Origin of the sequence: Nocardia xishanensis NBRC 101358, assembly GCF_001613365.1 — a bacterium.
In the GTDB taxonomy this organism is placed as follows: domain Bacteria; phylum Actinomycetota; class Actinomycetes; order Mycobacteriales; family Mycobacteriaceae; genus Nocardia; species Nocardia xishanensis.
The window spans coordinates 251778-273033 of record NZ_BDCF01000001.1 but is presented as its reverse complement, the minus strand read 5'-3'; the positions used below and the strand labels follow the sequence as shown (position 1 = coordinate 273033).

The following is a 21256-nucleotide window of genomic DNA, read 5'->3' as shown; positions in this document are numbered from 1 at the left end:
CAGGCGGAGATGGTGTGGGTTACGGTGGCCATCACCGCATCAATTGGGAGTACTTGATGCGAACTCGACTTCTCTGCCCATGTTGTGGCAGCCAATCATAAGAACATGTTCTATATACATGCATCGGTGCATGTCGAGAAAGGGGGGATTTCGTGGTGAACGAAGACGTCTCGTCGGATGCTGTCGCAATCGTCGGAATGGCTTGCCGTTTTCCTGGCGGGATCGACTCGCCGGAAACGTTGTGGCGCTTCCTGGTTGAAGGAAAGCACATCTCCAGCAAATTCCCGTCGGATCGATCCATGACCGAGTTGGCGGACATGGCCTCGCCCGAGGTCGCGGCGGCTATGGCGCCGATGGGCGGATTCATCGACGAGCCGGGGCAATTCGACCCGGAGTTCTTCGGGATCAGTCCTCGCGAGGCCAGGGCGATGGATCCGCAGCAACGGATGGTGCTCGAGACCACCTGGCAGGCGGTAGAGGACGCGGGCATCGACCCGACGACGTTGCGCGACACGGACACTGGCGTCTACGTCGGTGCGATGGGCGGTGACTACGCCTATTTGATTCCCGGTCAGAAGGACCTCGACCCGGGATATATCTCGTTGGGCGTCAGTCAGAGCGTGCTGTCCGGGCGCGTCTCCTACATCCTCGGGTTGCAAGGCCCCACGATGAGCATCGACACCGCCTGCTCGTCCTCGCTGGTGGCGATGCACCTCGGCGGTCAGGCGCTACAGGCCGATGAATGCTCGCTCGCGCTGGTCGGTGGCGTCTCGATCATGTCCACCCTCACCGGCTTCTACGCGTTGGGCCAGCACGGTGCCATCTCGAAAGAGGGGCGCAGCAGGCCCTTTGCGGCCGACGCCGACGGATTCTGCATGTCAGAGGGCGTGGCAATGCTGGTGCTGGAGCGGCTCTCCGACGCACGCCGGAACGGACATCGGGTGCTGGCGGTCATGCGAGGCGCGGCCGTCAATCAGGACGGCGCCACGAAGGGCTTGACCGTGCCGAGCGAGGTGGCGCAGCGCAAGCTGATTCGTGCGGCGCTGGACAGCGCCGGGCTTGCGGCTGCCGACGTCGATGTCGTGGAGGGACACGGGACAGGTACTCCGGTAGGCGATCCAATCGAACTACGGGCTTTGTTCGACACCTATGGTCGGGATCGCGTCGCGGGACAGCCGTTGAAGCTGGGATCGATCAAGGGCAACTTCGGCCACACTCAGGCGGCGGCTGGTGTGGCCGGTGTCATCAAGACGGTCCTGGCGATGCGGCACGGCGTACTCCCATCCACTGTCAACGTCAGCGAACCCACACCGGCGGTGGATTGGTCGCACGGCGCGGTCGAATTGGTGACGCAGATCGGTCCATGGCCGGACAACGGCCATCCACGGCGGGCAGGCGTCTCGTCGTTCGGGATCGCCGGTACCAACGCGCACGTCATCCTCGAAGAGGCGCCACCGGCTGCCGAGCGGTCCGCTGACTCGTCCTCGGAAACCGTTGCGCCCGTGGCGGTGTGGCCGATCTCCGGCAAGACGCCAGAGGCGCTCGCCGATCAGGCGGCCCGGCTGGCGGACCATGTCAGAGCGCATCCCGAATTCTCGCTGCGTGATGTGGGTTGTGCCTTGGCGACCAGCCGGACGACATTCGAGCACCGGGCTGTGCTGCTCGGCACCAACCGAGTCGATCTGCTCGCTGGTCTTTCCGAGGTAGCGGAAAGCAAACCGGTCGGACCGATCAGGGGCCAGGCGCAGCCGGATCGACAGGTGGCCTTCGTCTTTCCCGGTCAAGGCGCGCAATTCGCGGGTATGGCAGCGCAATTGATGGATGAGTCGGCCTTCTTCGCGGAGCAGATCCGCACCTGTGAGGCCGCGTTCGCCGAATTCGTGGACTGGTCGCTGACCGAGGTACTGCGCGAGGCGGACGGCGCCCCGTCGATCGAACGCGTCGACGTGGTGCAGCCCGCGCTGTTCGCCACCATGGTCTCGCTCGCCGCGCTGTGGCGTTCGTACGGCATCGAGCCTGCTGCCGTGATCGGGCATTCGCAGGGCGAGGTCGCGGCGGCGTACGTGGCCGGCGCGTTGTCGTTGTCCGACGCCGCGCGGATCGTGACCATGCGCAGCAAGCCGCTGCGCACCCTGCCCGGTTCCGGTGGCATGGCCTCGATCAACGCTTCGGCCGACCGGGTTCGCGAGCTCATGGACGGCCTCGACGACCTCTACATCGCCGCGATCAATTCCCCGACGATCACCGTCGTCGCCGGAGGGGCGGGGGCGGTGACCCGAATGGTCGAGCTCGCCGAAGACAACGGCATACGGGCCAAGCGTATTCCGGTGGACTACGCCGCCCACACGTGCCATCTGGACCCGCTGCGGGAGCAGTTGCGGGCGGCCGTCGCGCCGATCGTGCCGATGGCCACCGATGTGGTGTTCTTCTCCACGGTCACCGGCGACGTATTGCCGACCGAGCAGCTGGGTCCGGACTACTGGTTCCGTAATCTGCGCGAGCCGGTCGACTTCGAGCAGGGCTTCCAAGCGGCGTTCCAGTCGGGATTCGACGCGTTCATAGAGATGAGCGTGCATCCGGTGCTCACTTCGGCGATGCACGAATCACTTGACTCCGCTGGATCTTTCGCGGATTCCTGCCTCATCGTCGGCTCGCTCCAGCGGGAAGACGCCGGTATGCACCGGTTCCTGATCTCGGTGGCCGAGGCCCACGTCAAGGGCGTCTCCCCGGACTGGTCGAAGATCTATCCGTTCCGCGGCGCCCGGCCGGTTACCCTGCCCACCTACGCTTTCCAGCGTCAGAAGTACTGGCTGGAGAGCGTTGCCAACACCGGTGGCGGGAAGCCGAGCGGGTTGGGTCTGGTCGCCGCGGGCCACCCGCTGCTCGGTGCGGTGTCCGAGTTGCCCGGCGCCGATCGGTACCAGTTCAGCACCCGGCTGTCGGTGACCAGCCAGCCCTGGCTCGCCGACCACGCGCTGCACGGCAATGTGCTGGTGCCCGGCGCCATGCTGCTGGAACTCGCGCTGCACGCCGGCGACTCGCTCGGCTGCCCTCGGGTCGAGAAGCTGAGCATGTACACCCCGGTCACTCTGCCGACGGAGGGCGCCATCCACCTGCAACTGGTGGTGGGCGAGCCGGAGAAGGGCGGGCGGCGCAAGATAGCGATCTATTCGCGTCCGGAGGTGAAGGACGAGCTGCCGGGTACCAGCCAGTGGAGCCTGCACGCCGACGGATTGCTGACCGCTGCGGCCCAAACCGATGACATCGAAGGACAGGGCCTCGAACTGTGGCCACCGGTTGGCGCGGAGCCTGGGATGGAGCCCGAGACCGCGTACCGAACCCTGGCTGCGCTTGGCTACCAGTACGGCCCCGTCTTCCAAGGGATGAAGGCGGTGTGGAAGCGCGGCGAGGATGTCTTCGCCGAGGTGGCGTTACCGGAGACGGTGGCCGACGCGGACAAATACGGCCTGCATCCGGCGTTGCTGGATGCCGCCATGCAATCCGCTGCCGCCGCCGCGGCTTTGCTGCCTTCGGAGGCGGGCGCGATCCGGCTGCCCTTCGCCTGGGAGCGGGTCGAACTGCGTGCGGTGGGCGCGAAAGCGTTGCGGGTCAGGCTGACTCCGGTCGGCGATGACCGTCTGCGCTGGGTGCTGGCCGACAACACCGGCCGCGTGGTCGCCGTTGGCACCTTGCAGGTGCGTTCGATCTCGATGGGCAAACTCGCGACCCGCGGTTTATCGGGCCGCCAGGAATCGCTGTTCGGTGTGGACTGGTTGGCCCTTCCCACTCAGCGAGCCCGATATTCGGCGCGGCGGGGTGAATGGGCCGTTGTCGGCGCGGAACCGCTCGGGGTGCGCGACGAAGGGGAATTGAGCGCCTACGCGGATATCGACGCGTTGGGCGCGGCGATCGCGTCCGGTGCGGAGGTCCCCAAGGTGGTGCTGCTGCCGAGGCTTGCCGGATCCGCGGGCGCCGAACCCGGTGCGCACCTGACGGGCACCGTTCGCGACGAACTGGTGCGAACGCTGAGCCAGCTCCAAACCTGGTTCGCCGATGAACGATTCGCCGAGACGAAGCTGGTCGTGCTGACCAGGCGAGTGCAAGCGGTCGACATCTCCGAAGAGGTTTCCGACCTGGCAGGCGCGACCGTGTCGGCGCTGGTGCGCAGCGCCCAGTCCGAGTTCCAGGACCGGATCCAGCAGATCGATCTCGACGAGGCCGATATCACCCTCGATCAGCTCAGCACGGTCCTGCAGACCGACGAACCCGAGCTGGCGCTGCGCGCCGGCGAATTCTTCGCTCGTCGATTGCGTTCCGGCCTCGAAGCCGCGGCCACCGTCGGCGCCCGGCTGAGCGGACCGTGGCGGCTGGCGATCCCGCCGTCGGGCAACCTCGACGACGTCACGTTGTCGGAAGCCGATGACGACGCGGCCGCGGACACGTTGCTACCCGGAACGGTTTCGGTCGCGCTGCGTGCTGCCGGTCTGTCCTTCCCGGTCACGCTCACCGCACTGGCCGCGTCGTCAGGAACGCCGTCCCGGTTGGTGCACGAGGCGGCCGGTGTCGTCGTCGCGGTCGCTTCGGACGTGACGGGCCTCGCGCCAGGAGACCGGGTGTTCGGCCTGTTCGACGAGATCGCCGCTACTTCGGTGGCCGATCACAGGTTGCTGGCAACGGTTCCGGCGGCATGGTCGTTCGCTCAGGCCGCCGCGGCGCCGGTCGCCTATCTGACCGCCTTGTACGGCCTGCGCGAAGTGGCGGGGGCACGGGCGGGGGAGCGGGTGCTCGTGCACGCCGCCACCGGTGGCGTCGGCATGGCCGCGGTGAACTTGTCCCGGCATCTCGGCCTGGAGGTGCTCGCGACCGCCGGCAGCGCCAAGCGGGATGATCTGCGCGGCATGGGCTTCGTCGAGGAACATCTGGCGGACTCCCGCTCGTCGGACTTCGCCACCCGATTCGCGCACCACGACATCGGGATCGTGCTGAACCTGCTGCCGGACGCCTTCACCGACGACTCGCTGGGTCTTCTGGGATCCGGGGGCCGATTCGTAGAGATCGCTCGTGACGTGGTGCGCGATCCGAAGGAAGTTCGTGATGCGCACGGTGTCGCCTACTCCTCGTTCGAGTTGGGCGCACTCGATCCAGATTTGCTGGGCGGACTGCTCACCGAGTTGGCGGAGCTGTTCGCCGATGGTGTCCTGGCCCCGCTGCCGTTGACCCGTTTCGATGTGCGGCACGCCGCCGCCGCGCTGCGGCTGATGTCCAAGGCCCAGCACGTCGGAAAGGTGGTGCTCACCTGGCCGTCTGCCTTCGATCCGGAATCGACGGTCTTGATCACCGGCGGCACCGGCACGATCGGCGGGATCATCGCCAGGCATCTGGTCTCCGCCTACGGTGCGAAGCAGCTGCTGCTGACCAGCCGCAGCGGCCCGCGTGCCGACGGGATAGATGCTCTGGTACGGGAATTGGAGGCGATGGGTGCTCGCGTGACGGTCGCCGCGTGTGACGCCGGTGATCGGGACGCGCTGGCGGCAGTGCTCGACTCCCTGCCCGCGCGGCATCCGCTCGGCGGTGTGGTCCATCTCGCGGCCGCCCTGGCGGACTCGACGTTCGCCGCGCTGACGGCTGACCATGTGGACGCGGTGCTGCCCGCCAAGGCGTACGGCGCCTGGCATCTGCACGAGCTGACCCAGCACCTGGATCTGTCGATGTTCGTGCTGTTCTCTTCGGCGGCGGGGACATTCGGTAGCGCCGGCCAGGCCAACTACGGTGCGGCCAATGTCTTTCTCGACAGCCTGGCCCTGCACCGGTACCACCGCGGGTTGCCCGCTACTTCGATGGCGTGGGGCTGGTGGGCGGAGGACACCTCCAATACCGGCGGCATGGACGAGAAGGACCGTTCGCGCCTGACCCGCATGGGTGTGACGCCCATCCCGACACAGGAGGCGCTGGAACTGTTCGACGCGGCCTTGCGCACGGGCCGCCCGCATGCGCTGCCGGTCGGTATGGATCTGTCGCTGCTGCGGGTGGCCGCGCAGGTGACCGAACTACCACCGTTCTTCCGCGCGCTGCTGCACACCCGGCCGCGTGCCACGCAGCAGATGGGGGATTCCTCTCAGCTGGCCAAGCGGCTGAGCGGGCTGAGCCCATCCGAGCAGCACGAGGTGATCGTAGAGCTGCTCGAGACGCCGATCTCGATGGTGCTTGGCTATTCGTCTCCCGATGCGGTCCAGGCGGATCGGGAGTTCACCGAGATGGGTATCGATTCGCTCAGCTCCATCGAGCTCGGCGCACACCTGCGGGCGCTCACGGGCGTCAAGCTGGCGAACTCGGTCATCTTTCAGTATCCGACGGTGAACCTGCTGGCCCGCCATGTGCTCGATCAGGTGACTCCGCAGGATGCGGAGCTCGCGGATCCGATCGTCGCCGAGGTGGAGATGCTGCTCGAGCGGCTGACGGCGATTCACGTGGACGGCGATGTGCCCGACGAACTGATCACCCGGCTCTCCGGGGCGGTGCGGAGGCTAGGGGGTTCCGTTGCCACCGAGGCGTTTTCGTGAGCCGCTTGCTCGCGGTGAGCGACCTGCACGTCGGTCATCCGGGGAATCGGGACGTTGTCGAGCGGATTCACCCGGACTCCCCGGACGATTGGCTGATCGTCGCCGGTGACGTGGCCGAGAAGACCGATGCGATCCGCTGGGCGCTCGGACTGCTGCGCACGCGCTTCGCGAAGGTGATCTGGACGCCCGGCAACCACGAGATGTGGACCACCGCGCGAGATCCGCGCCGCCGTCGCGGCGAGGGGCGGTACCGGCACCTGATCGACGAATGCCGGGACCTCGATGTGATCACTCCGGAGGACCCGTACCCGATATGGGAGGGTGCGGGCGGTCCCGCGGTGCTGGCGCCGCTGTTCCTGCTCTACGACTACAGCTTCCTGCCGCGCGGCGCGCAAACGAAGCAGGAGGGTCTGGCGCGTGCGGTGGCGACCGGCTCGGTGGCCACCGACGAGGAATTGCTCGCCTGCGATCCGTACGCTTCGGTGGACGAATGGTGTCGGCAGCGGGTGGACTACACCCGCGCCCGGCTCGACGCGCTGGACCCGACCGTGCCATTGGTGCTGGTCAATCACTTTCCGCTGCTCCGGCGACCGACCGAACGGCTGTTCCGCTCGGAGTTCGCCATGTGGTGCGGCACCGAGCTGACCGCGGATTGGCATCGCCGCTACAACGTGCGGTGCGTGGTCTACGGGCACCTGCACATTCGTAAGACCGACCACTTCGACGGCGTGCGGTTCGAAGAAGTGTCCATCGGCTACCCGCGGGAGTGGCGCCGCCGAGGGCTCCCCGACCCCCTGCTGAAGGAAATCCTGCCAGGCCCCGACGCTTCGTCGCGATCGGTCGGCGCGACGAGCCGACGCGTCGCCGGTCATGCCTGGCGTATGGCTCGAAAGGGAATTTCGCCACGATGACCGAGACGATCAGCGCGCGGAGAACGCTCGAAAACGAGCTCGGCGATGGCCTGACCGCGCTCTACCTGTTGTCCGAAGCCCAGTGCGCGGACCTGCTGACGCTCCTGAACGGCGCTGCAGGGCGGGACCGCGCCCTCGCCGAGTCCGAGCTCGCCGACAGTATCGCCCGCCTGCCGTGGGGCATCAGGTCCGTGGTGCGCGCGGTGCTGCTGAGGGGGCGGCGGTGACCGATCGTGCGACGAGTATTCAGTTGACGAAGCTGGCCGCCGCGCTGCATGTGCCTATCGAGCGCATCGAGTACCTGGGCATGCTGGGCGGCGACCATCTGGCGGCGTTGCAGGAGCGGGTCGTGAGCACGTTGCGCTCGCGCTATCCCGCTGAGTACCAGCGCTATTCGGCGCTGGGGCGGCGCGTGCCGATGCGGCTGGCGGTGCCGTTCGCTACTCGGGTGCTGCCGCCTCGGTTGCTGGGCCGCTCGATCGGCGGCGAATTGCTCGACCGGCGTACCGACAAGTCGCTGGGGGTGCTGTCGAATATCGATCCCGTGGTGGTCGCCGACGCCGCGCCCTATATGAATCCCGCGGTGGTCGGCAGGCTGGCGGAGATCGCCGCACCGGAACTGATCCGCGACGTGATGGAAGAACTGCTGGCGCGCAAGGACTTCGACACGGCCGACCTGTTCGTCGACTTCGTCACGGAGTTCTTCATGGCGGCGGAACAACCGGCCGCTGAATCGGACACCCGGCAGCCACGCCGGAGCCTGCTCCGGAGGTTGGGGAGGAGACGATGACGCCGGCGGGCGAGCGCGATTTCGAAGTCGTGGTGATCGGCGCCGGGTTCTCGGGCATCTGCGCGGCAATCCGCCTGAGGCAGGCGGGAATCCACGACTTCGTCGTGCTGGACAAGGCCGACGACATCGGCGGCATCTGGCGCGACAACACCTATCCTGGCGTGGGCGTGGACATTCCGATCTGGGGATACTGCTTTTCGTTCGAGCCGAATCCGGACTGGCGATACGCATACGCAAAGGGCCACGAGCTGAAGTCGTACGCGGACAGATGCGTGGACAAGTACGGTGTGCGCCCGCATCTACGGTTCGGCGCCGAGGTGACCGGCATCCAATTCGACGACGAACTCGACCATTGGGATGTGCAGACCAGCCGGGGCCCGCTGCGCGCTCGATTCGTCATCAATGCCTGCGGTGCCCTAGGGCGACCGAAGCTTCCCGAGATCCCGGGCCTGGATACCTTCGCAGGCGCGGTGATCCACAGTGCCCGCTGGGATCACTCGGCGTCGCTCGCAGGCCGGGTCGGGGTGATCGGAACCGGGTCGTCGGCGGTCCAGATCATCCCCGAGGCGGCTGCTCGCGCAGAACGGCTGACGGTATTCCAACGCACACCCATCTGGGTGATCCCGAAACCGGATTTCCCTATCCCGTTGTTCCTGCGCTGGTTGTTCCGGCTTGTGCCCGGCATGCTGAGAGTGCCGCGCTGGATCGTACTGGTGTGGCTGGAACTGCTCTACAACGGCGTCTTCCGGTTCAAGGCGCCCAGTGCGGTGACAGCGCTGGAGTGGATCGCTCGGCTCACCCTGCTGGCGCAGGTGCCCGATCGCGCTCTCCGCGAGCGGCTTACACCGCGGTATCGGTTCGGGTGCAAATTCTTGACCCTGTCCAACCGGTACTACAAGACGTTCGCGCGTGACAATGTCGACCTGGTCTCCGAGGATATCGTGGCGATCACCGCCACCGGCGTCACGACCGGCGACGGTCGCCATCATCGGATCGACACCCTGGTGTTGGCGACGGGTTTCGAGGTCTTCGAACGCACCAGTCTGCCTCGGTTCCCGATCACCGGTAGCGGCGGCGTGGATCTCGGCGACTATCTGGACCGCAATCGCAACGCCGCGTACGAGGGTGTCACGGTCCCGCCCTGCCCCAATGGCTTTCTCGTGCACGGTCCCTATTCGATGACGGGATCTTTCTTCGTGACCATCGAAAACGCGGTGGCGCACGCGCTTCGGTGTATCTCCGAAGCGCGGCGACGGGGTGCCACGCGGGTCGAGGTGAAGCCGGAATCCCATGCGCGCTTCACCGAGGAGATGATCACGCGTCAGGCCACTTCCATTTTCTACAACTCGAACTGCGAGCAGGCCCGCAGCTTCTACTTCGACCAGTTCGGTGATGTTCCGCTATTCCGGCCGTCGACCAGCGTCGAAGCATGGTGGCGCATGCGGAGATTCCCGCTGGCCGACTACACGTTCACCAAGCGTGCGGACCGGGAACGGACCGGCGAATATCAGGAGGCTTCATGACTTCGCCGTCGATCGGCCATGTCTCCGACACCGCGCGCTGGGTGGCGGTCTATCGGGCGCTGGAATCTGCTCGACCGGACGCGCTGTTCCACGACGAACTCGCGTCGGTGCTGGTCGGCGCGCAGGGCTTGACGCCAGGGCAATCGGAGATGCTGCCACGCGGCGCGCGAAACCACTGGCCGACCGTAGTGCGCACCAGGCTGATCGACGATCTCGTTCTCGACTCCCTGCGCCAGAGCTGCGACCGGGTGATCAATCTGGCCGCCGGCCTGGACACGCGCCCCTATCGGCTCGACATCCCGGCCGAAACGATCTGGTACGAAGCGGATCTGCCGGAGCTGATCACCTATAAAGACGCGCGGCTCGCCGACCAGCGAGCGCGGTGCGAGCGGGTCGCCCGGGCCGTCGACGTCACCGACGAGGTCGCGCTCGCGGAATTCCTCGCCGAGGCGTGCGAGGGCGCGCGCGCTGTTCTCGTGATCACCGAAGGACTGCTGCCTTATCTCACGGCGTCGCAGGTCCGCATGCTGAGCAACGTCCTGCGCAGGCCGGAAGTCCGCTGGTGGGCGCAGGATCACTGGTCACCCGCCATGCTGCGGCTGGTCAACCTGACCATGGGGCGCGACCTCGGTTCGGCGCGTTGGACCTTCGCGTCGAGTTTGAGCTTCTATCAGGGATGGTCGGTCGAGGCGGCGCACTCCACGTTCCGGGCCGCGGCCCGATGGAAGCGTTCCCCCCTGGCGTTGCGCGGATGGGCGCTGTTGCCGGACATGGAACGCGGGCCGAAGCTGGATCGCTCCCAATTGTGGTGCGGTGCGGTACGCCTGACCCAACGGGAGCGGGAGGGCAGCGCATGAGCCCGGCCAGACCACAGGTGGTCGTGCTCGGCGGCGGCTTCGCGGGCTTGCTGGCGGCATCTGCGGCGGCCCCGCACGCCGGCGCCGTCATCGTGCTCGAGCGGGACCGATACCCGCAGGGCTCGGAGTCACGCCGTGGTCTGCCGCAGTCCCGGCATCCACACTTCCTCGCGCCCGGCGGTGTACTCGGACTCGAGCGGCTGCTGCCCGGAATCGCCGGCCGGCTCCTCGCGGCGGGCGCGCATCGCATCGGCGTCAATACCGACTTGCTGTTCCGCTCCGGCGCGGGCGGCTGGATGGCCCGCAACGACACGGGCCGATTCGGGATCACGTGCAGCAGGTCCCTGCTCGACCGTGTGGTGCGTGCGATGGTCGTCGAGGCGGATGCCATCACCGTTCGCCAGGGGTGCGAGCCGGTGCGGCTGGTGGGCTCCGCGACCGCGGTCCGCGGTGTGCGGGTACGCGACGCGGCGGCCGGAACGACCGAGCAACTCGAGGCCGACCTGGTGATCGATGCCACCGGTCGCGGATCGCAGGCCGGTCGGTGGCTGGACGCGCTGGGAATCGCGGCACCACCTACCGAGGTCGTCGACTCCGGCCATGCCTATGCCACCAGGGTGTTCCGTGCTGCGCCTGGTGCCGAATCGGGATTTCCCGTAGTGCTCATCCAGGCCGAATCCCGATCCGGTACGCCCGGTGGCAATGCCATCCTGCTGCCGATCGAGTGCGGTCGCTGGATCGTAGCCATTGGCGGCACCCGCGGCCGCGAACTGCCCGCCGACGACGACGAATTCGTCGACTACGCCCGGCGCGGTGTGTCCGATCCGCTGGTCGCCGAGATCCTTGCGTCAGCCGAGCCGTTGACCGGGACGATGCGCTCGCGCAGCACGGGTAATCGGCGATACCGGTTCGACCGCGTCCGGTCCTGGCCCGCTGGATTCGTGGTCGTCGGTGATGCCGTAACGGCATTGAATCCGGTATACGGTCAGGGACTTTCGGTTGCCACGCGCTGTGCCGGCACGCTGGTCGCGGAATTCGCGCGCAGGGGTGTGGCTGCCGGTGCGGCGCCTCGGTTGCAACGCTCGATCGTCCGGGCGGGGACTGATCCGTGGCAGATGGCGACCAGTCAGGACCTCGCGTTCCGCAATACCGAAAGTCCCGGCCGCACCGTACTCGATCGCTGGAAGTTCCGGTACGGTGCGCGGGTGTTCCGCGTCGCGGAGTCGCGGCCCGCAGTGGCCGGCGTGGCATCGGATGTGATGTTCCTGGCGCGCCCGGCCCTGGCAATGGGGCATCCGGTGGTGCTCGCCGGAGCCGTCCTCGGCCCACGGCGGCCGCCGTTGACCGAGCCGCCGTTGACCGGCTGGGAACGAGGATTCGTGGCCGGGAGACGTGTCGGATGATCCGGCGCATGGCGTGGGTAGCGCTTTCACTGTGCGTGATGTGTGCGGTGGCGTTCTCGGAATTCGCGGTAGCACTGGCGGATACAACGCAACAGGGAGCCGAGGAGGTCCTGCCGATGCCGGCCTCGGCGGACAGGTGGGTGCTGGGTTCCGGCGATGTTCGACTGCGCGTGCACGAGTACGGCCCGCGCGCCGAGGTGGCGCCGACCGTTGTTCTCGTCCACGGCTACATGTCCACCTCGCGCGCCTGGGATCAGGTCGTGGCGCGCCTGGCCTCGAACTATCACGTGGTTACCTACGACACCCGCGGCAATGGCGAGAGCGACCATCCCGCTCGGCAGGAGGACTACGCGCTTCCCGTGCTTGCCGCCGATATCGGCGCGGTCATCGACGCCACCGCAGGCGGCCGCCGCGTGCATCTGGTGGGCTGGGATTGGGGCGCAGGCGAGGGCTGGGAGGCGGCCGCGACCCCGGCTGTCGCCGCCAAGCTCCTCGACTTCACCGCCCTGTCCGGGCAGAACCTCGATCTGTGGGGGCAGTGGCTCGCGCGCACCGTAGAGAATCCAGCGGACCTTCCTGCGGTGGTCGACCAGGCCGTGCGTTCGGTGTACATCCCGCTCTGGCACGTGCCGGTCGTCACCGAGGCCATGTGGAACGCGGGCATCATGGGGGCCACGTTGGACGCGGTCATCCAGTGGGAAGGCGCTCCGCCGCCGCACGTACCGCCCGCCGATGGAATCGCCTCACTGAATCGGTATCGGGCCAATGTGTTTCAGCGTCTTACCGATCCGACCTACAGCCACCTCGTCGTGCGCGACGTGCACGTCATCGTTGCGGTGCACGACCTGTATGTCGGAATCCCGGTCATGACACGGGCGATCGAAGGCGCGGCGGACCACCTGACCTTCACCGAAATCGACGCCGGCCACTGGGCACCCATCACCGCTGCACAGCAGGTCTCCGACGCGATTGTCAGCGGATTCTCGCCGACTACGGAAGGAACGCCATGAACGAGCCCATCGCGATCGTCGGCATGGCGGGCCGTTTCCCCGGGGCAGGCGATCCGACGGCACTCTGGGATTTGCTGATCTCGCGTGGTGACGCGATCGGGCCGGTCCCCGCCGACCGCTGGGACGCCGGCATTCCACTGGACGCGTCCAAGCGAGTGCAGGCGGTCGGCGGCTTTCTCGACGGTATCGACGGCTTCGACGCGGCACTGTTCGGCATCTCGCCGCGTGAGGCCGCCGATATCGATCCGCAGCAGCGGGTCGTGCTCGAAACCGTCTGGCGCGCATTGGAGGACGCGGGCGCGCCCGCCCATGGCCTGCGCGACACCCGGACCGGCGTGTACGTCGGCGCGTCCTGGCACGACTACGAGACGCTGCGCACGCGGCGGGGTATCGCCGCTACGCAGCACAGCCTGGTCGGCACCGCGCTCGATGTGATCGCCTCGCGTCTGTCATACGTTCTCGGCCTGACCGGACCCAGCATGGTGGTCGAGACCGGATGTTCCTCGGCGCTGGTGGCGTTGGATCTGGCAGTTCGCGCCATCCGCACCGGCGATATCGAATCCGCGATCGTCGGCGGCGTGAATCTGATTCTGACGCCCGATATCTCGATCGGACTCACACATTTCGGGGCGCTGTCCGATGCCGGACGCTGTGCGGCCTTCGGTGCGGGTGCGGACGGTTTCGTTCGCGGCGAGGGCGTGGCAGCGGTGTATCTCAAGCCGCTGAGTGCCGCTCGCCGCGACGGCGACCGGGTGCGAGCCATCATCGTCAACACTGTCGTGAACAACGACGGCGGCGGTGAAAGCTTGGTCACCCCGAGCATCGACGGCCAGCGAGAGTTGTTGCGGCTGGCTTATCGGGACCTCGACATCGACCGGCTGGCCTATGTCGAAGCGCACGGAACCGGCACCGGCAGAGGCGACCCCATCGAAGCGAGGGCTCTGGGCGAGATCCTCGGAACGCCGCGGGATTCCCGGCGCGGCCCACTGCTGATCGGTTCCATCAAAACCAATATCGGACATCTGGAGGCTGCGGCCGGACTCGCCGGCCTGATCAAATGCGTGCTGTGCCTGGAGCGCGGGATGGTGCCACCGAGCCTGCACTCCGCTGATCTCAATCCCGATATCGCCTTCGACGACCTGAACGTGCGGGTCGTGCGCGAAAACGTCGAAGAATTGTCTACCGACGCGCCGGTCTATGTCGGCGTCAACTCCTTCGGGTGGGGCGGCACCAATGCGCACGCCGTCTTGGAACGCGCGGAATGCACGGTAGAAGAGAACGATTCGTACCCGTCGAGGGTCGGGTTCGTGCCGATCTCGGCACACTCCGACGACACGTTGCGCCAGCGCTGCCATGACATAGCGGACCTGTTGACCGCCGAACCACAGAAGTTGGGTCCCGTGGCCGCCGCGCTCGCCCGCCGTGCGCCGTCGATGTCGTGGCGTGCCGCCGTACTGGGCTCCGCGCCGGACAGTGTGTCGGCGGCGCTGCGCCGTCATGCCGCCGACCCGGCTGCCGAGCAACCCGAGGTGCTGTCGGGGCGTGCCCGCGAAGTCGAACGGGTTTGCTTCGTCTTCCCGGGCCAGGGCGCGCAGTGGCACGGTGTCGGCACGGCGCTCTACGGGGTTGATCCGGCGTTCACCAGCGCTGTCGACGCGTGCGCGGCCGCGCTCGAGCCGCACGTGGACTGGAGCCCGCTACCGGTCATATCCGGTGTGGCCGGTGCGGATTGGCTCGAGCGAGTCGATCAGGTGCAACCGGTGCTGTGGGCGTTGTCGCTGGGTATCGCTGCCATGTGGCGGCGCATGGGCATTGCTCCGGACGTGGTCGTCGGCCACAGCCAAGGCGAAATCGCGGCGGCGACTTTCGCCGGTGGGCTGAGCCTGGCGGATGGCGCGCTCGTCGTGGCGCGTCGCAGCGCCGCGCTCCGAGCACTGGCGGGCACCGGACGAATGCTGGCGGTAGATCTTCCGAAGGACGAGCTACCCGCTGCGATAGGGGGTTTCGAGGATGCCGTTGGGCTGGCGGTCGACAATGGTCCGAGATCCTGTGTGCTGGCGGGTGATACCGACTCGATCGAAGCGCTGCACGAGATTCTCACCGCCGATGGTGTGTTCTGCCGGATGGTCAAGGTGGACTATGCCTCGCACAGCCCCCAGATGAACCGGCTCCGGCCCGAGCTAGCGGCGGCGTTCGCGGGGGTGACGGGGCGTGCGGGCACCGTCGAAATGCGTTCCACCGTCACCGGGCACCCGGTCGGTCCCGACGATCTCGGCGGCGATTACTGGATCGAGAACCTCTGTCGCCCAGTGTTGTTCGCCGACACCTTGAACGCGCTGTTCGACTCCGACGTCACGCACGTGATCGAGGTGAGCCCGCATCCGGTACTGACGCCGGCCGTCGAGCAACTGGCCGCCACGCGGCCGAACCCGCCCATCGCGCTTTCGTCGCTGTACCGGGAACGAGATCCCCTTGCCGAGATGTGTCGCAGTCGCGCCGAGGCGTATATCGCGGGGCTGCATCCATTCTCTGATATCACCGCCCCGGCCTCCGCGCTACTGCCTCCGTATCCGATGCGACGACAGTCCTATTGGCTTCCGGTGCGCGAATCCGGCGTATCCGCGGCCGGCGATCTGCGGGTTCCCCTGCTCCCCAGTGTCGTCGAATCCGGCGCATGGCACGCCACCGTTGCTATCGCGCTCGACGGCATGGCGTGGTTGGCCGACCACCGCGTCGGTGAAGCGGTGGTGCTGCCCGCCGCCATGATGGTGGCCATGGCCATAGCGGTCGGCCGTACCAAGTACGGGCGCCCACCGGCGGCGTTGCGGGGTTTACGATTCACCGATGCCCTGATGCTCGATGACGCGCCGGTCCGAGTCGACGTGCTGCTGCGCGAGGACCTCACGGCTGGTGCGAGCATCGAGATCAGGTCGCTCGATGCCGGGGGGCGGACATGGACAGCGCACGCCCGAGGCCGGGCGACATACGAGGTGGAGTCCACAGCCGTTCCTGGCTTCCCGGCCGAATCACCGGACGACGATGCCATGAGCTCCGAGGATTTCTACGAGCTGTGCCGACGGCGAGGACTGAATTACGGCCCGGAATTCCAAGGTGTGCGGGAAATCAGGATTTCGGGTGACACTGCGCTCGCGCGGGTCACGCTCGGCGAACAGGGACGGGCACAGCTGCACCGAGGCGAGTTGCACGCGGCGCTGCTCGACAGTGCGATGCAGGTCGCACTCGCACTGTTCGACGAGGAACGAACTGTCGTTCCGGCGGCGATCGAGGAGCTGCGGCTGCATGCCGAGCCGGGCGATTACATCGAAACGGCCTTGGTATGTGCTGTCCGGAGGTCGGTGAATTCGGCGGACGTCCATCTCTTCGATGCGCAGCGAGCGCCGTTGGCTTCCATCCGTGGACTCCATTTGGCCGCCATCGATGGCGAACGCAGCGCTGTCCGGCGATTCGATCGGGAATTCCACTTCGTGTTGCGCACCGCGGCGCTCGCCGAGCAGGGCTCGGCGGATACCCAATTCGTCCTGGCCGGTGCGGCGACGCTTCGAGACGAATTGACCGAAGCCCTTCGCCGGCGCGGCGCGGCCGTGCGCTCCGCTGATCGGGAACCGGTCGACCAGACCGCGACCGTGGTGTATCTGGTACCCGTCGCCGACCTCGATTCCCAACGCCAGGGACTTGTGCGGCTCGCCGAGCTGGTACGCGCCCACACCCGGACCGGAACCGCGCCGCGGCGCCTGGTCGTGGTGACAGCGAACGCCTACGCCGCCGAGCCCGAGGATCGACCGGATCCGGGCGCAGCGATGTACTGGGGATTCGCCCGTGTGCTGCGACGTGAACATCCCGAACTGTCCACCGCGATCATCGATGTCGCCGGGCCCGGCGACATCGATGCGTGCGCGGCCGAACTCCTGACGGCGACCGGAGAAGATCAGGTGGCGCTTCGTGGCGGGCGACGCTACGTCGGCCGGCTCGAAAGCGGTGAGCATCCGTGCGAGAGTGCGGCGCGCCCGTGGCGCGAACTCCCGCAGCCTTTCCGGCTGCGGTCGGCTACAGGCCGAGTCTGGGATGGGCTGCAGTACGTGCCGCTCGATCTCCGCACACCGGATGACGGTGAGGTGCTGGTCGAAATCGAGGCAGCCGCCGTGAATTTCATCGACGTGATGAAAGCCGCCGGAACCTATCCGGACACCTCACCGGGAGCGGGGGATTTCGGCGTCGAATGTGCCGGTGTGATCCGCCGGATCGGGCCGGGCGTGACAGACCGAGCCGTGGGCGATCGGGTGGTGGCCTGCGGACTGGGGACATTCGCCTCACACATCACTGTTCGGGCCGACCACACCGCGCCGATTCCCTCCGGCATGACCGCTGAGATCGCCGCGGCCTTGCCCATCGTGACGACGACCGCTTGGTACGCGCTGGCCGTACTCGGTCGCCTCGGACCGGGCGACACTGTGCTGATTCATTCCGGCGCGGGCGGATTGGGTTTGGCGGCCATCGGTGTAGCGCGCCGACTCGGCGCGCATGTGCTCGCCACGGCCGGTTCCGCGGAGCGCCGCGCGTTCCTGCGTGACGCGCACGGGATCGAGCATGTCTTCGACTCGCGCGCGCTGACGTGGGCGGACGAAGTGAAGGCAGTGACCGATGGGCGCGGCGTGGACGTCGTACTCAACTCGCTGGCCGGCGCGGCCATTGATCACGGTCTCGACCTGCTCGCCGAGGACGGCCGTTTCATCGAGGTCGGGAAGAAGGACATCTACGCAGATCGTCGTCTCGGCCTGCGGGCGTTCGCCAAAGGCGTCGGGTTCCTCGCCGTCGACCTGGCCGGGATGATGACCCGCCGACCCGACCGCTTCGCCGCCGCACTGCGGGAGTCGTGGCAGCTGGTCCTCGAAGGTGAGCTCGCACCGGTGCCGACCACCACTTATGCGCTCACCGAGGCCGCGGATGTCCTGCGGGACATGGCCCGCGGCGAGCACATCGGCAAATTCGTGCTCGATCGCCCCGAAACGGTGCGCGAGATCGCGCCGGAGCCTATGCCGAACGGCCGATTTCGAGCGGATGGGACGTACTTGATCACCGGTGGCCACGGTGCGCTCGGTCGCAGCCTCGCTAGGTGGCTGCTCGCGCACGGAGCCGGGGCCATTGCCCTGCTCGGGCGCAACGCGACCATGGAAACGCCGCCGATCGGCGCGACGGTACGTAGCTATCGCGCCGACGTCTCCGATCACGCGGCTCTCGCTACAGCGCTGGATTCGATCCGGAGTGAGCTTCCTCCGCTACGCGGGGTGTTCCATGCCGCCGGAGTGCTCGACGACGCCACCGTGCTCGGGCTCTCCGCCGAACAGGTCGAACGCGTCTTGCGACCGAAGATCGACGGCGCGCGCCATCTGGATGCGCTGACCGCGAACGACCCGCTGGATTCGTTCGTGCTGTTCTCCTCCGCCGCCGCGCTCGTCGGCAACCCGGGCCAGTCCGCCTACGCCGCGGCGAACTCCTACCTCGACGCACTCGCGGTGCGGCGACGCTACGACGGCCGACCCGGATTGAGCATCCAGTGGGGACCGTTCGCGGATATCGGTTTGGCCGCGGCACAGCAGAATCGAGGGGACCGGCTGGCCGCGCACGGAATGGCCGGTATCACCGAGATCGACGCATGGTCGGCTCTCGCCGCGTTCCTTGCCGAGGACCGCCAGGTCATCGGGTATCTGTCCTTCGATTCGCGCCGGTGGTTCGACGCCTATCCCGACTGTGCCGCGCTGCCGAGCTGGGAAGCGCTGCGACACAGCGCTGATACCGCGGCACCAGGCCTCGCTCTGAGCGAGTTCCGCTCTGTCCTCGCCGAGGCGACGGACGCCGAGCGGCCCGGGATGGTGCTCGACAAGATCGTCGAAGTCGCCGCGGGCGTCCTCCGAATGGCCACCGACGCCGTCGACGTGCGAACGCCATTTCGATCCATGGGTCTCGACTCGCTGATGAGCCTCGAGATGCGCAACAGGCTCGAATCCGTATTCGCCCTACGACTCTCACCGACCGTGCTGTGGACCTATGGCACCGCCGAGACGCTGGCCGTCGCACTCCACGGCGAACTGGCCGGCGCGTCCGAAGATCCCGTGACGTCAGGAGATAGAGGATGGATGAGATAGATACCGCGACTGCGGGCGAACCGGACAACCTTGCCCTGCGCCGCGCCACCGAGACCATCAAAAGACTGCGCGCACAGCTGGATCGACGATCCCAGGCCGGACCCATCGCCGTCGTCGGCGTCGGATTGCGACTTGCCGGGGGGATCAGCGACCTCGACGGATTCTGGGCGGCACTGAGGGAGGGGCGTGACCTGATCGGCGACATGCCGATGCACCGGCGTTGGCCGTTCGAAGACGAATGGGAACAACTGCCTATCCGGGGCAGCTTCATCGACGACGCACTCGATTTCGACCCGGACTTCTTCGGGATCAGCCCGCGCGCCGCGCAGGCCATCGATCCGCAACATCGGATGCTGCTCGAGGTCGCCTGGGAAGCACTGTGCCACAGCGGCACCGACCCCGACCGGCTACGCGGGGCCGCGGTCGGCACGTTCATCGGGATCAGCGGGCGGCAGGACTACGCCGACTGGGCGCGCCAGTACGCCGACGCGCACTGGGCGCTCGGCAACGGGCACAGCTTCGCGGCCGGACGAATCGCCTACACGTTCGGATTCACCGGGCCCGCGGTCGCGTTCGATACCGCGTGCTCCTCCTCCCTGGTCGCGATCACCCACGCGGTGCAGTCCTTGCGGCGCGGCGAAACGGAGATCGCGGTGGCAGGCGGCGTCAATCTGATTCTCGCGCCCGGCTCCACGCGGGTGATCAACCGAACGGGCTCACTGGCACCCGACGGCCTGTGCAAGGCCTTCGATGCACGGGCCAACGGCTTCGTACGCGGTGAGGGCTGCGGCCTGATCGTGCTGAAGCGGCTCGCGGACGCCGAGCGCGACAACGACCGAGTGCTCGGCGTCATTCACGGATCCGCGCTCAACCAGGACGGCCGATCGTCCGGATTCACCGCGCCCAATGGCGACGCCCAACGCCGGTTGATCGAGGCCGCTATGGCCGACGCCGCTTGTCGCCCAGCCGATCTCGGTCTGATAGAAGCCCACGGCACCGGCACCGCATTGGGCGATCCGATCGAGATGAGCGCTATCGTCGCGGCGCTGGCCGCTCGAAACGGCGGCCGGACACTGCACGTCGGATCTCTGAAGACGAACTTCGGCCATCTCGAGGCAGCGTCGGGGGCCTTGGGGCTCGTCAAAGCCCTCCTGTGCGTGCGCGATCGCGTGATCCCGCCGCTGCTGCACTTCGATACCCTCAACCCGCGAGTCGATCTGAACGGCACCGACATTCGACTGTCGAGCCAGGTGACGCCGTGGTCGGCAACGGAGAGCGGCCCGCTGGCCGGGGTGAGTTCGTTCGGCATCATCGGGACCAACGCGCACGTCATCGTCGGGCCGGCGACTTCGACGGAAGCCATGCGGGACGACCGAACTCCGCTTGAAACCGCGCGACCCCAGTGGAATCGGGTGCCCTGCGTACCGGGGTTCCTCGGCGACCCTCCACCCTCGTACGCCACAGTCCGATGACTTCATTCCCACGCGGCCCGGAGGGCTCGATCATGAAACCGCTGAACTCCACGAAGGGCGCTCGTACTCGTGCGCCTCGGGCATTGCCGGCGAATCCAGCGCGGTTCCGCCTGCTGATGAGCCTGTATCCGCCGTTGTTCTTCGCGGGTGTCCGAGTGGACGATGTCGCCGAAGACTGGACCGCGATCAAGGTCAGTCACCGGGTTCGCCCGTGGAATCGCAATGTCAACCGCTCTGCCTTCGGCGGCACCCTGTTCGCCATGACCGACCCCTTCTACGCGGTGATGGCGGCGGGTCAGTTGGGCAGCGGCTACCGCATCTGGAACACCTTCGGCAGCATCGAATTCCTCGCGCCTGGGATCGGAACCGTCAGCGCGACGATGAAACTGGGCGCCGACCAGGTCGACATGGTTCGCGACGAGATCCGTTCATGCGGTCATTCGGTGACGACGCATGTCACCGAGATTCGAGCCGCGGATGGCAAGTTGGTTGCGCGTGCGTCCCAAAACCTCTACGTACGCCCAATTCGAAGCTAGGGGCCGGTACGCCCGAGCCGCGAGGCTCCAGCG

Annotated in this window: 11 protein-coding genes; all 11 read left to right on the top strand. The window is 67.3% G+C overall.

The features are described from left to right. Positions 1-152: 152 nt before the first annotated feature. The 11 genes from NX1_RS01290 (at position 153) to NX1_RS01240 (ending at position 21223) form a co-directional block, all read left to right on the top strand. Positions 153-6560, top strand: a complete 6408-nt coding sequence (locus NX1_RS01290) for a type I polyketide synthase (RefSeq protein WP_084500780.1) — start codon at positions 153-155, stop codon at positions 6558-6560. Continuing rightward, on the top strand, positions 6557-7471 hold the full coding sequence (locus tag NX1_RS01285; RefSeq protein WP_068052273.1) for a metallophosphoesterase family protein: 915 nt from the start codon (positions 6557-6559) through the stop codon (positions 7469-7471). The genes NX1_RS01290 and NX1_RS01285 overlap by 4 nt, the downstream gene beginning before the upstream one ends. Next, a complete protein-coding gene (locus NX1_RS01280; RefSeq protein WP_068052270.1) occupies positions 7468-7698 on the top strand; it encodes a hypothetical protein in 231 nt (76 codons plus the stop codon). The genes NX1_RS01285 and NX1_RS01280 overlap by 4 nt, the downstream gene beginning before the upstream one ends. Next, entirely contained in the window at positions 7695-8261 is a 567-nt protein-coding gene (locus NX1_RS01275) for a hypothetical protein (protein WP_157119470.1), read from the top strand. Before NX1_RS01280 ends, NX1_RS01275 begins: the two co-directional genes overlap by 4 nt. Continuing rightward, positions 8258-9784 (top strand): flavin-containing monooxygenase, encoded by a 1527-nt coding sequence (locus tag NX1_RS01270; RefSeq protein ID WP_068052264.1) that lies wholly within the window; start codon positions 8258-8260, stop codon positions 9782-9784. The genes NX1_RS01275 and NX1_RS01270 overlap by 4 nt, the downstream gene beginning before the upstream one ends. After that, positions 9781-10641: a class I SAM-dependent methyltransferase gene (locus tag NX1_RS01265; RefSeq protein WP_068052260.1), complete on the top strand. Its 861-nt coding sequence runs from the start codon at positions 9781-9783 to the stop codon at positions 10639-10641. The genes NX1_RS01270 and NX1_RS01265 overlap by 4 nt, the downstream gene beginning before the upstream one ends. Beyond that, on the top strand, positions 10638-12044 hold the full coding sequence (locus tag NX1_RS01260) for an NAD(P)/FAD-dependent oxidoreductase (protein WP_068052256.1): 1407 nt from the start codon (positions 10638-10640) through the stop codon (positions 12042-12044). The genes NX1_RS01265 and NX1_RS01260 overlap by 4 nt, the downstream gene beginning before the upstream one ends. 116 nt (positions 12045-12160) lie before the next feature. Beyond that, a complete protein-coding gene (locus tag NX1_RS01255) occupies positions 12161-13054 on the top strand; it encodes an alpha/beta fold hydrolase (protein WP_169812155.1) in 894 nt (297 codons plus the stop codon). Then, the gene (locus tag NX1_RS01250; protein ID WP_084500766.1) at positions 13051-19215 is read left to right on the top strand and encodes a type I polyketide synthase; all 6165 of its coding nucleotides are present in this window, start codon (positions 13051-13053) and stop codon (positions 19213-19215) included. Before NX1_RS01255 ends, NX1_RS01250 begins: the two co-directional genes overlap by 4 nt. Continuing rightward, the gene (locus NX1_RS01245; protein WP_068052250.1) at positions 19203-20687 is read left to right on the top strand and encodes a beta-ketoacyl synthase N-terminal-like domain-containing protein; all 1485 of its coding nucleotides are present in this window, start codon (positions 19203-19205) and stop codon (positions 20685-20687) included. Before NX1_RS01250 ends, NX1_RS01245 begins: the two co-directional genes overlap by 13 nt. Continuing rightward, positions 20684-21223, top strand: a complete 540-nt coding sequence (locus NX1_RS01240) for a DUF4442 domain-containing protein (RefSeq protein ID WP_084500762.1) — start codon at positions 20684-20686, stop codon at positions 21221-21223. Before NX1_RS01245 ends, NX1_RS01240 begins: the two co-directional genes overlap by 4 nt. The last annotated feature ends 33 nt before the right edge of the window (positions 21224-21256 follow it).